The sequence below is a fragment of the Thermopolyspora sp. NPDC052614 genome, assembly GCF_040678635.1.
Classification (GTDB): Bacteria; Actinomycetota; Actinomycetes; order Streptosporangiales; family Streptosporangiaceae; genus Thermopolyspora.
Genome location: NZ_JBFATZ010000004.1, coordinates 189,095 through 202,492, shown reverse-complemented (window position 1 = coordinate 202,492; position 13,398 = coordinate 189,095). Strand labels below are relative to the sequence as shown.

At 70.7% G+C, this 13,398-nt stretch carries 10 protein-coding genes and 1 pseudogene; 1 reads left to right on the top strand and 10 read right to left on the bottom strand.

All coding sequences use genetic code 11. The features are described from left to right. Positions 1 to 185 precede the first annotated feature (185 nt). Positions 186 to 1,610 carry a type I glutamate--ammonia ligase gene (glnA, locus tag AB0K60_RS10525; protein WP_364051154.1) on the bottom strand — a complete coding sequence of 475 codons (1,425 nt, stop codon included), beginning with the start codon at positions 1,608 to 1,610 and terminating at the stop codon, positions 186 to 188. Positions 1,611 to 1,865: 255 nt separating this feature from the next. Between glnA and AB0K60_RS10520 the strand changes: the two genes are divergently transcribed. After that, positions 1,866 to 2,333: an RDD family protein gene (locus AB0K60_RS10520; protein ID WP_364051151.1), complete on the top strand. Its 468-nt coding sequence runs from the start codon at positions 1,866 to 1,868 to the stop codon at positions 2,331 to 2,333. Positions 2,334 to 2,375: 42 nt separating this feature from the next. Here the strand turns inward: AB0K60_RS10520 and AB0K60_RS10515 are convergent, their stop codons facing one another. The 9 genes and pseudogenes from AB0K60_RS10515 to AB0K60_RS10475 all read right to left on the bottom strand — a co-directional run bounded on the left by AB0K60_RS10515 (position 2,376) and on the right by AB0K60_RS10475 (position 13,332). Then, complete coding sequence (locus AB0K60_RS10515; protein ID WP_364051148.1) at positions 2,376 to 3,182, bottom strand: class I SAM-dependent methyltransferase; 807 nt, start codon at positions 3,180 to 3,182, stop codon at positions 2,376 to 2,378. An 82-nt stretch (positions 3,183 to 3,264) separates the two neighbouring features. Further along, positions 3,265 to 3,966 carry a DUF4191 domain-containing protein gene (locus tag AB0K60_RS10510; protein WP_364051145.1) on the bottom strand — a complete coding sequence of 234 codons (702 nt, stop codon included), beginning with the start codon at positions 3,964 to 3,966 and terminating at the stop codon, positions 3,265 to 3,267. A 498-nt stretch (positions 3,967 to 4,464) separates the two neighbouring features. Further along, positions 4,465 to 5,400, bottom strand: a complete 936-nt coding sequence (lipA, locus tag AB0K60_RS10505) for a lipoyl synthase (protein WP_364051142.1) — start codon at positions 5,398 to 5,400, stop codon at positions 4,465 to 4,467. A gap of 175 nt (positions 5,401 to 5,575) precedes the next feature. Next, a complete protein-coding gene (lipB, locus tag AB0K60_RS10500; protein WP_364051139.1) occupies positions 5,576 to 6,253 on the bottom strand; it encodes a lipoyl(octanoyl) transferase LipB in 678 nt (225 codons plus the stop codon). Positions 6,254 to 6,285: 32 nt separating this feature from the next. Beyond that, on the bottom strand, positions 6,286 to 7,023 hold the full coding sequence (locus AB0K60_RS10495; RefSeq protein ID WP_364051136.1) for a peptidase E: 738 nt from the start codon (positions 7,021 to 7,023) through the stop codon (positions 6,286 to 6,288). An 811-nt stretch (positions 7,024 to 7,834) separates the two neighbouring features. Continuing rightward, a complete protein-coding gene (gene sucB / locus AB0K60_RS10490) occupies positions 7,835 to 9,301 on the bottom strand; it encodes a 2-oxoglutarate dehydrogenase, E2 component, dihydrolipoamide succinyltransferase (RefSeq protein WP_364051133.1) in 1,467 nt (488 codons plus the stop codon). A 45-nt stretch (positions 9,302 to 9,346) separates the two neighbouring features. Further along, positions 9,347 to 10,726 (bottom strand): dihydrolipoyl dehydrogenase, encoded by a 1,380-nt coding sequence (gene lpdA / locus AB0K60_RS10485; protein ID WP_364051130.1) that lies wholly within the window; start codon positions 10,724 to 10,726, stop codon positions 9,347 to 9,349. A gap of 106 nt (positions 10,727 to 10,832) precedes the next feature. Next, the gene (locus tag AB0K60_RS10480) at positions 10,833 to 12,320 is read right to left on the bottom strand and encodes a leucyl aminopeptidase (RefSeq protein WP_364051127.1); all 1,488 of its coding nucleotides are present in this window, start codon (positions 12,318 to 12,320) and stop codon (positions 10,833 to 10,835) included. A gap of 130 nt (positions 12,321 to 12,450) precedes the next feature. After that, positions 12,451 to 13,332: pseudogene (locus AB0K60_RS10475) on the bottom strand (adenosylcobinamide-GDP ribazoletransferase). Positions 13,333 to 13,398: the final 66 nt, after the last annotated feature.

Sequence of the window (13,398 nt, the reverse complement as noted above, 5' to 3'; positions counted from 1 at the left end):
GACCTCGGTGTACCGGTGACTCACCAGCAGGAACGGCCCGGCATCACGATTGACGCCGGGCCGTTCTGTTCCGGTTCTGTTCCGTCTGACGTTGCTCGGCAACGCCGGGAACAACAACTAGCGACGAGGTTTTTCCAGCTCAGCGCCCGTGTCTGGGGAGATCGCCAAGGCCGGAAACGCCACCGTCATACGTCGTAGTAGAGCTCGAACTCGTGCGGGTGCGGGCGGAGGCGGATCGGGTCCACCTCGTTCTCGCGCTTGTAGGAGATCCACGTCTCGATGAGGTCGGGCGTGAAGACGCCGCCCTCAAGGAGGTAGTCGTGGTCGGACTCCAGGTTGGTCAGCACGGCGTCGAGCGAGCCCGGAACCTGCGGGATGTTGCGGGCCTCCTCCGGAGGAAGGTCGTACAGGTCCTTGTCCACCGGCTCCGGCGGCTCGATCTTGTTCTTGATGCCGTCGATGCCGGCCATGAGCATGGCGGCGAAGGCGAAGTACGGGTTGCAGGACGGGTCCGGCACGCGGAACTCGATGCGCTTGGCCTTCGGGTTCGACCCGGTGATCGGGATGCGGACGCACGCCGAGCGGTTGCGCTGCGAGTAGACCAGGTTGACCGGGGCCTCGTAGCCCGGCACCAGGCGGTGGTAGGAGTTCACCGTCGGGTTGGTGAAGGCCAGCAGCGACGGCGCGTGCTTGAGCAGGCCGCCGATGTAGTAGCGGGCGATGTCCGACAGGCCGGCGTAGCCGACCTCGTCGTAGAACAGCGGCTCGCCGTCCTTCCACAGCGACTGGTGGCAGTGCATGCCGGAGCCGTTGTCACCGAAGATCGGCTTGGGCATGAACGTGACCGTGTGGCCGTGCTGCAGGGCCGTGCTCTTGATGATGTACTTGTACAGCATCAGCTTGTCGGCCGTACGCAGCAGCGTGTCGAACTTGAAGTCGATCTCGGCCTGACCGGCGGTGCCCACCTCGTGGTGCTGCATCTCGGTCTCGATGCCCGCGTCGATGAGGTTGCGGACCATCTGCGAGCGCAGGTCGGTGAAGTGGTCCATCGGCGGCACCGGGAAGTAGCCGCCCTTGTAGCGCGGCTTGTAGCCCAGGTTGCCACCCTCGGTGGCCTTGCCGGTGTTCCAGGCGCCCTCGATCGAGTCGATGTAGTAGTACCCGGCGTTCTGCTTGGTCTCGAACCGGACGTCGTCGAAGATGTAGAACTCCGCCTCGGGGCCGAAGTAGACCGTGTCGGCGATGCCCGTGCCCTTGAGGTACTCCTCGGCCTTGCGAGCGACGTTGCGCGGGTCGCGGCTGTACGCCTCGCCGGTGAGCGGGTCGTGGACGAAGAAGTTGATATTGAGCGTCTTGTGCTGACGGAACGGGTCGATCACAGACGTCGTCGGGTCGGGCAGCAGCAGCATGTCCGACTCGTGGATGGCCTGGAAGCCACGGATCGACGAACCGTCGAACATGAGACCGTCGGTGAAGACGCTGGCGCTGAAGTTCTCCGCGGGGAAGGTGAAGTGGTGCGTCGTCCCCGGCAGGTCGGTAAACCTGACGTCGACGAACTGCACCCCTTCGTCCCTAATGAACTTCAGGACGTCGTCGGCGGAGTTGAACATCCAACCTCCAAGGGGCACGGGCTTGCAGGCTCGAAACTAGGCCGCTGCCGTTTCGACCCCGTGTCCCGTTTGTTTCGCAGATGTTAAGGGAGTGGCACATCCCGTTACTTCGGACCCTGAGTGATCCAGGTCACGAGGGGTACGACGCCGATTCGGCCGCTGCTTGGTCTATACCTATGCCGCCAGGATTCGCCACGCGGCCGTGCCAGGAGTCCTGCGGAACGACCCGCCGGGTGGAGCGGATACCTTGGGGGCATGAGCAGGCAGCCGCGGTGGACACAGACGTGGATCAGCGGCACCCCGGCCGCGGGTGCCGATTCCAAATATCCCGCATATCCCGGCGAGCGACTGGGGCTGCCGGAGCACGGCAGCGGCTCGGTCGCCGGAATCGGCCGCAGGCTCGGCGCGCTCATGGTGGACTGGCTGCTGTGCGTGTGGGCGATCGCGCAGGGACTGCTTCGCCTCGACGCCATGACCGCGTCATGGGTCGGCATGGCGATCTTCGCCGCCGAGTACATCCTGGTCGCGGGCACCACCGGCAGCACGCTCGGAATGCGCCTGTTCGGGATCCGGCTGGCCACGCTGACGCCCAGGCGGCCGTACTTCGTCGCGATCCTGATCCGTACGGTCCTGCTGTGCCTCGCCGTGCCGGCCCTGATCTTCGACCGCGACCAGCGCGGCCTTCACGACCGGGCCGCCGGAACCGTCGCCATCCGCATCTGACGTCCGTCGGATCCCTGCCCCGGTTACGGGCGGGTGCAGGGGTTACGGGCGGGTGCAGGTGAAGATGGCGGTGCCCGGGATGTGGCGTCCGCGCAGCGGGCTCCAGCTTCCCCACTCGCGGTCGTGGCCCTCCGGCCACTCGGGCTCGAGGAGGGCGGTGAGCAGCCAGCCCGCGCCGGTGATGGCGGCGACCCAGTCGCCGAGGGTGCGGTGGTGCTCCACATAGGAGGGCGTGCCGTCCTCGTCCAGCTCGACATAGGGCGAGCGGTCGAAGTACGAGCGGTCGGCGGTGAGGCCGTTCGGGCCGGGATCGTCCGGGAACGCCCACCGGATGGGATGGCTGACCGCGAACACGAAAATGCCGCCCGGGCGTACCACCCGGCGAACCTCGGAGAGCACGGCCCGCGCGTCGGCCACGAACGGGAGCGCGCCGAACGCCGAGCAGGCCAGGTCGAAGGATTCGGCGGCGAACGGGATGCGGGCGGCGTCGGCCTGGACGGCGGGCACCGCCAAGCCGGTGTCGGCGTCGATGCGCCGCGAATGCTGCAACTGCCGGTGGGAGATGTCGAAGGCCGCGACGCGTGCGCCCTGGCCGATCAGCCAGCGTCCGCACTGTCCCGCCCCGCAGCCGACCTCCAGCACCCGCTTGCCGCGAACGTCGCCGAGAAGCCGCGCCCGTTCCTCGTCGAGCCCTTCGGGGCACCAGATGAATCCGACGTCGCGCAGGAACTCCCCGTGCTCGGCCTGGTACTCGTCCGCGGTGGCGTCCCACCCTCGGCGGCTCGCTCTCGACGTCTCCGCTTCGGACAACGTCCGTCGCGTCACCCGGATGGAAGGCTCCTCGGTCATGTCACACCGTTCGCTTGGTGACGGCGCGAGTTCGGCCGCCGGTGGTCGTTCCGTGGTCGTTTCACGGTCGGGACGGCGAGGGTCAGCGACCCTTCGGCATGCGCGCGCCCTTGGGAATACGGGCTCCCTTGGGCAGCGGGCCCTTCGGCACCGGCAGCGTCTGGGGGAGGGCGCGTAGACGGGAATTGACCTCGGAGACGGCCGGCTTCTTGAGGTTGCGCGGCAGCTTCATCAGGTGGCGCTGAAGCTTGCGCAGCGGAATCTGACCTTCGTTGTCGCCGCACTGGATGTCGTACACCGGCACATCCAAGGCGACGCGCTGAACGCGCTTCTTCTCGGCTACGAGCATGCGCTGCACACGGTTGCCCGGCCCCTCGGAAACCAGGATGATGCCCGGATAGCCCACCACCCGGTGAACGACGTCACGGTCCCGGTTCACCGCGACGGCCGGGGTCACCTGCCAGTTGCCACGCATACTCTGCAGAATGGCGGCGGCGGCACCCGGCTGGCCCTGCAGCAGCGTGTGCTGCGCACGCTGTGCGAGCTGGCCGAACACCAGCAACCCCACGGTCAGGGCGAGCATGATCCCAATGATGATCATGTAAACAAGCCAGCCGGTGAGCACACCGATCAGCACGCACAGCAGCAGCGTGCCGAGTGCCGACAGATAGACGATCGGCATGCCCTTGGGGTTGGCCTGCTTGATGATCTGAGCGATCATCCGGAGTTGCTTGATGCGGCCCGGGCGATCTTTGGTCGCGGGGTCGGCGGGCTTCTTCGCCATATCCCGAAGGATACAAATTCCTGGGGGTGTTCGGGAAAACGGGCCGCCTCGAATACCGGTGTCAGGAGGTTCCAGCGCCCCGAGCCGAGACCGGTCGCCGCCGCCCTGACGCGGGCACGGGCTGCGCGGCTCTCCGACCGCTCGGACACCTCGGCTACGCCGGATGGAAGAGATATAGGGTCGCCGGATTCCGGCTTCCGCGTCCCGGCAGCAGCCGGAAGAAGTGCCGGGCGCGGAACGTGAAAGGCGGGCAGGATCAAACTCGCGGAGGGGCCCGTGGCGAAGCCCGGCACGGAGCCGATGGAGATGTACGAAGCCCGATCTGATGCGCTTGTGTGTGGTCGGCTGGGGGTTCAGCTCTCGACAACCGGCAACCCAAGCCGCGGCGGAGGGGGCCACGTGGTGACATGGGGCGGGCCGTATGGCGTGGCTTCCCGTTCCGCGTCCCGGCAGCAGCCGGAAGGAGTGCCGGGCGCGGAATGCGGCAGGCCAGCAGGGTCAGGCGGGCTGGATGGCGTGGCGCTCGACGGCCTGGCGGTAGAGGCGGCCGGCGCGGTAGGAGGAGCGGACGAGAGGGCCGGACATGACACCGGCGAAGCCCATCTCCTCGGCCTCCTTCTGCAGTTCGACGAACTCCGTCGGGTGCACCCAGCGGGAGACGGGGTGGTGCCGGGGGGACGGCCGCAGATACTGGGTGATGGTCAGCAGGTCGCAGCCGGCCTCGCGTAGATCCCGCATGGCCTGGACGACCTCCTCGCGCTCCTCGCCCATGCCCAGGATCAGGTTGGACTTGGTGACCAGGCCCGCCTCGTGCGCGATCCTGAGCACCTCCAGGGAGCGGTCGTAGCGGAAGGCGGGCCGGATACGCCGGAAGATGCGCGGCACGGTCTCGATGTTGTGGGCGAACACCTCCGGGTGGCTGGAGAACACCTCCTCCAGCTGGCCCCGGTCGGCGTTGAAGTCCGGCACGAGCAGCTCGACGCCGCAGCCGGGCACCATCTGGTGGATGAGCCGGGCGGTCTCGGCGTACAGCCAGGCGCCGCCGTCGGGCAGGTCGTCGCGGGCCACGCCGGTGACGGTGGCGTAGCGCAGGCCCATCTGGCGTACGGACTCGGCCACCCGCCGGGGCTCGTCGGTGTCGTACTCGGCCGGTTTGCCGGTGTCGATCTGGCAGAAGTCACATCGGCGCGTGCACTGGTCGCCGCCGATGAGGAACGTCGCCTCGCGGTCCTCCCAGCATTCGGAGATGTTGGGGCAGCCCGCCTCCTGGCAGACGGTGTGCAGGCCCTGATCCTTCACCAAGGATCTGATCTCGTTGAAGGTGGGCCCGTTGCGCAGCCGGGTCTTGATCCACTCCGGCTTGCGTTCGATGGGGGTCTGGCTGTTGCGGACCTCAAGGCGGAGAAGCTTACGGCCCTCGGGGGAGACGCTCACGGTACCTCCTTCGGAGGCGTCGCGAGCGAGACGCCGCCGTGGTCTGTGGTCCGCGCGCTCACACCGCCCCCCTTGTCCGCACCACGGTGCTCGGTCACCTTCCCACCATATGCCCGTGCAGCGAATAGATCGGCACTGCCTCCCGCCGCCCCCGGCGGCCACGGCGTGCGATGCGTCACAGGGGGAGGAGGTCCTCCTCCTGCATGTCGACCGGCTCGGCGCCCAGGGCCTCGGCGAGGCGCTTCTCGGCGATGGGCATGACCTCGTCCACGGTGAGGCGGCGGCCCGTCTCGGCGGACAGCGAGGTGACCCCCGCGTCCCGGATGCCGCACGGCACGATGCGGTTGTACCAGCTCAGATCGTTGGCGCAGTTGAGGGCGAAGCCGTGCATGGTGACGCCCCCGGTCACGCGGATGCCGATCGCGCCGAGGCTGCGGTCCGGCAGGCCGCTGGCGGGGTCGCCGGTTACCCACACGCCGCCGCGCCCCAGCACCCGGCCCGCCGTCACGCCGAAGTCGGCGCACACATGAATGAGCGTGTCCTCCAGCAGGCGAACGTACCGGTTCACGTCCAGCGACGGGCCCAGCATGACGATCGGGTAGGCGACGAGCTGCCCCGGACCGTGCCAGGTGATCTTCCCGCCGCGGTCGACGTCGATCACGGGCGCGCCGTCGGCGGGCCGTTCCTCGGGACGCGTCCGTTTGCCCGCGGTGTAGACGGGGGCGTGCTCCAGCATCAGGCACGTGTCGCCGATCTCGCCGGACACACGCCGCGCGTGCACCTTTCGCTGCAGGCTCCAGGCCTGCTCGTAGGGGACATCCACCCCTAACCGGACGATGGCCAGCTCAGTCATGCCGATCTCCTCGGGAGCGGGGTCGAAGGAGTTCAGGAGGCGAGCAGGCGCGGCTCGATGCGAAGCTCCTTGACGCCGCCGGAGCCGTCACGCTCGATCTTGTACGCCGCGCCCTCCGGCTCGACGGTCACCGCCTGGACGAGCTCGGTGCCGACATAGTGCAGGCCCACGCCCTCGTCCGCGGCGTACCCCTCGGGCAGTTCACCCGAGGCGATGGACTCGTGCAGCAGGGGCCGCCGCTGCGGGTCGGAGTTATAGTGCACGCCACAGGAGTACGGCAGCAGCCCCATGCCCTCGGCCCAGGGCCGCAGGCGCGGGCCGAAGGAGTCGGTGTTGCCGCCCACGTGCCAGCACAGCGCCCCGGCGCTCTGCCCGGTCAGCACCACGCCGGCCCGCCACGCCTCGGCGAGGGCCTCGTCCAGGCCGTGCAGGCGCCACAGCGCCATCAGGTTGGCAACGCTGCCGCCGCTGACGTAGATCACGTCCTGTTCCAGCAGATACTCGCGCGGGTCGTCCACGTTGGGCATCGGGAAGACCGTCAGGTGGCTCACCTCGACGTCCCAGTCGCGGAACGCGCCGTACATCTTCAGCAGCCAGTTCGCGTCGTCGCCGAGGGCCGTGGCGAGCAGGCTGAGCCGTGGCCGGTCCTCCCCGGTCAGGTCCAGGGCGTACCGCAGCAGCCCCGACGGCTCCAGGAAGCCGTATCGAGGCGACGGCCGGAAGGACCCGCCGCCGATGGCGAGGATGTGGGACTGCCCGAGCCTGCTCATCACGCCTCCTAGAACGCGGCCGACCGTCCGCACCGTACGGCGGTCGCCGCCCACCCGACATCCGCGTCGCGATGCCACCCGACTTTACCCGCGTCGAGTCAAGGTCGCGGAGCCTGGTCGCGGGGAGTCGCAGGGAAACGAGAAAATGCCTGTTCGGCCCGATCGCCAGCCATGTGTGGCCTCCTCGCCCACGGGCGCGAGGTCGGCTGTGACCCGCACTCCACCGATCTTCCCGGCTCACCCATCTTCCCGGCGACGCATCTGCCGGTCGCCGGTGGGGAAGTGGTGTACGGGCGGGTTGGCGATCAGGGGTCGGGCGCGTGTCTGCGTCGCCGTTTCGCGGGAGGTCGCCTTGATGGCGGCGGGCTCGGTGATCGGGCCCGGGGCGGTCGCGCCTGCCGGTCGCCGGTGGGGTAGTGGAGTACGGGCGGGTTGGCGATCAGGGGTCGGGCGCGTGTCTGCGTCGCCGTTTCGCAGGAGGTCGCCTCGATGGCGGCGGGCTCGGTGATCAGGTCCGAGGTACTCGGACCTGCCGGTCGCCGGTGGGGAAGTCCGGTGGGGAAGTGGAATACGGGCGCGTTGGCGATCACGGGTCGGGCGCGCATCTCCGCCGCCGCTCGGAGGAACACGCCTCAACGGCGGCGATGACGGTGATTAGCCCGGGCGGTGATGCTTCCGGTCGATCACGCGGGGAGACCTCGCGGTCGCCGCCTGTTCGCGCAGGCGGCGACCGCGTTGGCCGAAGGCTGGCCGGATCCTCGGCCGAGGATCCGGGTGGAGATCAGCCGGGTTCGGCCGAGGCCGTGCAGGATCAGGCCAGGCCGAGTTGGGCCTCGAAGCGGCCCTCCTCGAGGCGACGCTTGATCGTGGTGAGGAAGCGGGCCGCGTCGGCGCCGTCGACCAGGCGGTGGTCGTAGGTGAGCGCCAGGTAGACCATCGAGCGGACCGCGATCACCTCGCCGTCGGGCGTGTCGAGCACGACCGGGCGCTTGACGACCGCGCCGGTGCCCAGCATGCCGACCTGCGGCTGGTTGAGGATCGGCGTGTCGAACAGGGCGCCGCGGCTGCCGGTGTTCGTCAGCGTGAACGTGCCGCCGGTGATCTCGTCGGGGCTGATCTTGTTGGTGCGGGTGCGCTCGGCCAGGTCGGCGGTCTTGCGGGCGAGGCCGGCGAGGTTGAGGTCGCCGGCGTTGTGGATGACCGCGACGAGCAGGCCGCGCTCGGTGTCCACCGCGATGCCGAGGTGCTCGGCGTCGAAGTAGGTCACCTCGCCGGTCTCGTTGTTGATCGTGGCGTTGAGCTTGGGGTGCTGCTTGAGCGCCTCGACCGTGGCCATCTCGAAGAACGGCAGGAACGACAGCTTCACGCCCTCGCGGCGCTGGAAGTCGGCCTTGGCCTGCTCCCGGAGCTTCGCGATCTTGGTGACGTCGACCTCGACCACCGTGGTGAGCTGCGCCGAGACCTGCAGCGACTCCATCATCCGCTTGGCGATCGTCTGCCGCAGGCGCGACATCTTCTCGGTACGGCCCCGCAGCGTGGTGTCCACCGCGACGGGCTCAGGGGCGGCCGCGGAGGGCTGGGCAGCGGGGGTGGCGGGCTGGGCCGGAGCGGCGGCGGGGGCGGCCGCCGCGGCCGCCTGGGCGGCGCGCTCGCGCTGTGCCCGGGCCGCCTCAAGCACGTCCTGCTTGCGGATGCGGCCGCCGACGCCGGTGCCGGTCAGCGTCTCAAGGTCGACGCCGTGCTCGGCGGCGAGCTTGCGGACCAGCGGCGTGACGTACGGGGCCTCGCCGGACGGGGCGGGCGCGGCCTCGGCCGCCGGACGCTGCTCGGGGACCGGCTGCGGCGCGGGCGGGGCCGGCGGCTGGTACTGCGGCGGGGCGGCCGGCTGCGGGATCGAGGAGATCGGCGGTGCCGGTGGGGGAGCCGGCTGCGGGGCGGGCTGCGGAGCCGGCTGCGGCGCGGGCGGGGCGGGCGGCGCCGGTGGCTCGGGCTGGGCCGCCGGGGCCGCAGGGGCCGCGGCCGGGGCCGCCGCGGCGGCGCCGCTCTGGTCGATGACGGCGAGCTCCGCGCCGACCTCGACCGTCTCGTCCTCACCAACGATGATCTTGGTGAGCACGCCGGACGACGGCGACGGGATCTCGGTGTCGACCTTGTCGGTGGAGACCTCGAGGAGTGGTTCGTCGGCCTCGACGCGGTCGCCTTCCTTCTTCAGCCAGCGGGTGACGGTGCCCTCGGTGACGCTCTCGCCGAGCTGGGGCATCTGTACGGAGACCGGCATGGTGTCCTGTGGCTCCTTCTATCGCATGTGTGGTGAGGGCACTTTTCAGTTGTGCACGTGCAGTGGCTTGCCGGCCAGGGCGAGCATGGCCTCGCCGACAGCCTCCGACTGGGTGGGGTGGGCGTGGATGAGCTGGGCGACCTCGGCGGGCAGCGCTTCCCAGTTGTAGATGAGCTGCCCCTCGGTGACGAGCTCTCCGATGCGGCGGCCGACCATGTGCACCCCGAGCACAGGGCCGTCCTCGGCCGCGATGACCTTGACGGCCCCCTGCGTCTGCAGAATCTGGCTGCGGGGGTTGCCGCCGAGGTCGTACACGAACTCGGTGATCTTGTAGCCGCGTTCCCTGGCCGTCGCCGAGGTGATGCCGACCGAGGCCACCTCGGGGTCGGAGTAGGTGATGCGCGGCACGCCGTCGTAGTCGATCGGCGCCGGGTTCCGCCCGGCGATGTGCTCGGCGACGAGGATGCCCTCGGCGAATCCGGCGTGCGCGAGCTGCAGGGTGGGGATCAGGTCGCCGACCGCGTACACGCCGGGCACGCTGGTGCGGCAGTACTGGTCCACCGTGACCGTGCCGCGCTCGATGACGACCCCGGCCTCCTCGTACCCGAGCCCGGCCGTGACCGCGCCGCGCCCGACGGCGACCAGCAGCAGCTCCGCCTCGAGCGTCTTGCCGCCCTCGAGGGTGACGACCACGCCGGTGTCGGTGGTCTTCACGCCCTCGAAGCGCACGCCCAGCTCGTACTTGATGCCGCGCCGCCGGAAGGCCCGCTCCAGCAGCTTGGAGCTGGACTCCTCCTCAAGCGGCAGCAGGTGCGGCAGCGCCTCGACGATCGTCACCTCGGCGCCGAACGAGCGCCACACGCTGGCGAACTCGACGCCGATGACGCCGCCGCCGAGCACCACCACCGAGCTCGGCACCCGGCCGAGGGTGAGCGCGTGCTCGCTGGTGATCACGCGCTCGCCGTCGATCTCCAACCCGGGCAGCGACTTGGGCGCCGACCCGGTGGCGAGCACGACGTTCTTCGCCTCCAGCGTCTGGCCGCCGACCACCACCCGGTTCGGCCCCGCCAGCCGCCCGGCGCCCTCGACGATCGTGATGCCCTTGCTCTTCAGCAGGCCGGTGACGCCCTTCCAGGCCCGATTGACGATCTTCTCTTTGAAGGCGTGCACGGCGGGCATGTCGATGCCGTCGAAGCGGGCCTTGACCCCGAAGGTCTCGCTCTCGCGGGTCTCGTCGGCGACCTCGGCGCTGTGCAGGAGCGCCTTGGTGGGAATGCAGCCCCGATGCAGGCAGGTGCCGCCGATCTTGTCCTTCTCGATCAGGGCCACCTTCTTGCCGAGCTCGGCCGCCCGCAGGGCGCAGGCGTAGCCGCCGCTGCCGCCCCCCAGGACCACGATGTCGAAGGGGCCGCTGCCTTCAGCCACGGAAATGCTCCTTGTCGGATGTCGGTGCGCCGTCGGGGGGCCGGGTCACGGCCGCTCCCAACGGCATCTTTTCACTTGCGCGCACGCGTTGTGACGGGCTTGACCGTCACTTCGCGTACCTGGAGGCGAGGCCGACCAGCGTGCGGGTGATCACGCCGGTTCCTCCCTTGGGGATGTATCCGTACGGCTCGGCCCGGTGGAACGCCGGTCCCGCGATGTCGACGTGCGCCCAGCGCAGCCCCTCGGGAACGAACTCGCGCAGGAACACACCCGCCGCGAGCATGCCCGCCACCCGGTCGGGGTGGACGTTGGCGATGTCGGCGACCGCCGAGTCCAGCGACTTGCGCAGCTCCTCCGGCAGCGGCATGCCCCACGCCGCCTCGCCGGCGGCGTTCGCGACCTCGACCACCTCGGCGCGCAGCGTGTCGTCGTTCGCCATCACCCCGCTCGTACGGTTGCCGAGCGCGACGATCTGCGCCCCGGTCAGGGTGGCCACGTCCACCAGCACGTCGGGCGCGTCCTGCGCCGCCCGGCCCAGGCCGTCGGCGAGCACGAGCCGCCCCTCGGCGTCGGTGTTGAGCACCTCGACCGTCTTGCCGCCGAAGGTGGTGAGCACGTCGGAGGGGCGCTGCGCGGTGCCGCTCGGCATGTTCTCGGCCAGGCACAGGTAGCCGATGACGTTGACCTTCAGCTCCAGCTTCGCGATGGCGACCAGCGCGCCCAGCACCGCGCCCGCGCCGCCCATGTCGGACTTCATCCAGTCCATCGACGCGGCGGGCTTGAGCGACAGGCCGCCGGAGTCGAAGGTGATGCCCTTGCCGACGTACGCGAGCGTCGCGGCGGCCTCCGGGTGCCGGTAGGAGAGCCGGACCAGGCGCGGCGGGCGGACCGAGCCCTGCCCGACCCCGATGAGGCCGCCGTAGCCGCCCTCCTTCAGCGTGGTCTCGTCGAGCACCTCCACGTCGAGCCCGACATCGGCGCCGCGCTCGGCGGCGATCTGCGCGAAACGGTCGGGCCACAGGTCCGATGGCGGGGTGTTGACCAGGTCGCGCACGAGCGTGACCGACTCGGCGAGCACGGTCGCCCGCCGCGTGGCCTCGTCGGCCCCGGACGCGGCGCTCAGCACGATCACCTCGCCCACCGGGTCCTTGTGCTCGCCGGTGGTGCGGTACCGGTTGAACGCGTACGCGCCGAGCAGGCCGCCCAGGGCCACCGCCTCGGCCTGCTCCGCGGTGGCGGCCGGCAGGGCGAGCGCCACGCGGGCGGAGCCCGCCAGGGAGCGTGTCGCGGCGCCGGCGGCGCGACGCAGCGTCTCCAGGTCGTAGGCGCCCCCGTCGGGCGCGTCCCCGAGGCCCACGGCGACGATCAGCGGGGCGGGCGACGACGCCGGTGCGGGGATCTTGGCGATCTCCCCGGCCTTGCCGGTGAAGCCCAGCGCGGTCAGGCTCGCGGCGAGCCGTCCGTCCAGGGCCTGGTCGGCGCTCTCGGCGCCGGGAGCCGGCAGCGGGCCGTCGGATGCGGAGTGCACGCCCACGACCAGGGCGGCGAGATCGCCGGGAACGGTGCCGGACGAGTCGAGATTCACGGTGGTCACGTAGCCCGATGCTAGCCCTGCTTTGCGCCTACTCATAAACAGGGGTTCATCCTACCTTCGCGAAAGCACTGATCTTGCCCCGGGCATGTCGTGATTGTCATGGCGTGAATGTGCGGGCGGCCTCGCCTCGTCAGGCGGTCAGCGCGCAGACGACGAGCGCGGCCGTCGCGGGTGCTTCGACCAGGGCGCCGAGCACGTCCCCGGTCACCCCGCCGAGCCTGCGTACGGCCTGTCGCCGCAGCGCTGCTCGTCAGGCGGTCAGCGCGCAGACGACGAGCGCGGCCGTCGCGGACGCCTCGACCAGGGCGCCGAGCACATCCCCGGTCACCCCGCCGAGCCTGCGTACGGCGTGCCGCCGCAGCGCCCAGGCCACGCCCAGGCCCGCCGCGACCGCGAGCACGTGTCGGACGGCGGTCCCGAGCAGGCCTGCCGCCCCAACCCCGGCGGCGAACGGCGCGGCGACTCCGGCCAGGACCACGACGACCGCCACCGCCGCGCCGGTGGCCGCCCAGGCCGCCCGGGGGCGTACGGTGCCCGCGACCATCGCGCCGAGGCCCTCCGGGCGGGCCGGGGGCACCGTCGGCAGGCAGGCCCAGGTGACCGCGAGGCGGCCGGTGACGCAGGCGATGACCAGCGCGAGCGGCCCCGCCCGGCCCAGCGCGGCCACCTGAATCAGGGCCGTGAACACCAGCGTCATCACCCCGAACGGGCCGATGTCGGAGCGTTTCATGATCTCCAGGGCGCGCTCGGCGGGCTTGCCGCTGCCCAGGCCGTCCGCCAGGTCAGCGAGCCCATCCAGGTGCAGGCCCCGCGTGAGCACCGCGAGCAGGCCGATCGCCAGGGCGGACGACAGCAGCGCGCCCGCGCCGGTGAACGCTTCAAGGGCCCCGCAGACCGCCCCGGCGATCCCGCCGAGGAGCAGGCCGACGGCCGGCGCCAGCGTCATCGCCCAGCCGGCGGTCCGCCGGTCCACCCGTGCCACCCGCACCGGCAGCACGCTCAGCGTCCCCACCGCCAGGCGCAGCCCGTCCACCACGTCGGACGCGGAGAAGGCCGGAGGGTCCGCGGGGCGGCCCGC

Bases quoted from the DNA above. Each gene is read 5' to 3' on its own strand.
- glnA (WP_364051154.1), bottom strand. From the start codon at position 1,610: ATGTTCAACTCCGCCGACGACGTCCTGAAGTTCATTAGGGACGAAGGG.
- AB0K60_RS10510 (WP_364051145.1), bottom strand. From the start codon at position 3,966: ATGGCGAAGAAGCCCGCCGACCCCGCGACCAAAGATCGCCCGGGCCGC.
- sucB (WP_364051133.1), bottom strand. From the start codon at position 9,301: ATGCCGGTCTCCGTACAGATGCCCCAGCTCGGCGAGAGCGTCACCGAG.
- lipB (WP_364051139.1), bottom strand. From the start codon at position 6,253: ATGACTGAGCTGGCCATCGTCCGGTTAGGGGTGGATGTCCCCTACGAG.
- AB0K60_RS10520 (WP_364051151.1), top strand. From the start codon at position 1,866: ATGAGCAGGCAGCCGCGGTGGACACAGACGTGGATCAGCGGCACCCCG.
- AB0K60_RS10495 (WP_364051136.1), bottom strand. From the start codon at position 7,023: ATGAGCAGGCTCGGGCAGTCCCACATCCTCGCCATCGGCGGCGGGTCC.
- AB0K60_RS10515 (WP_364051148.1), bottom strand. From the start codon at position 3,182: ATGACCGAGGAGCCTTCCATCCGGGTGACGCGACGGACGTTGTCCGAA.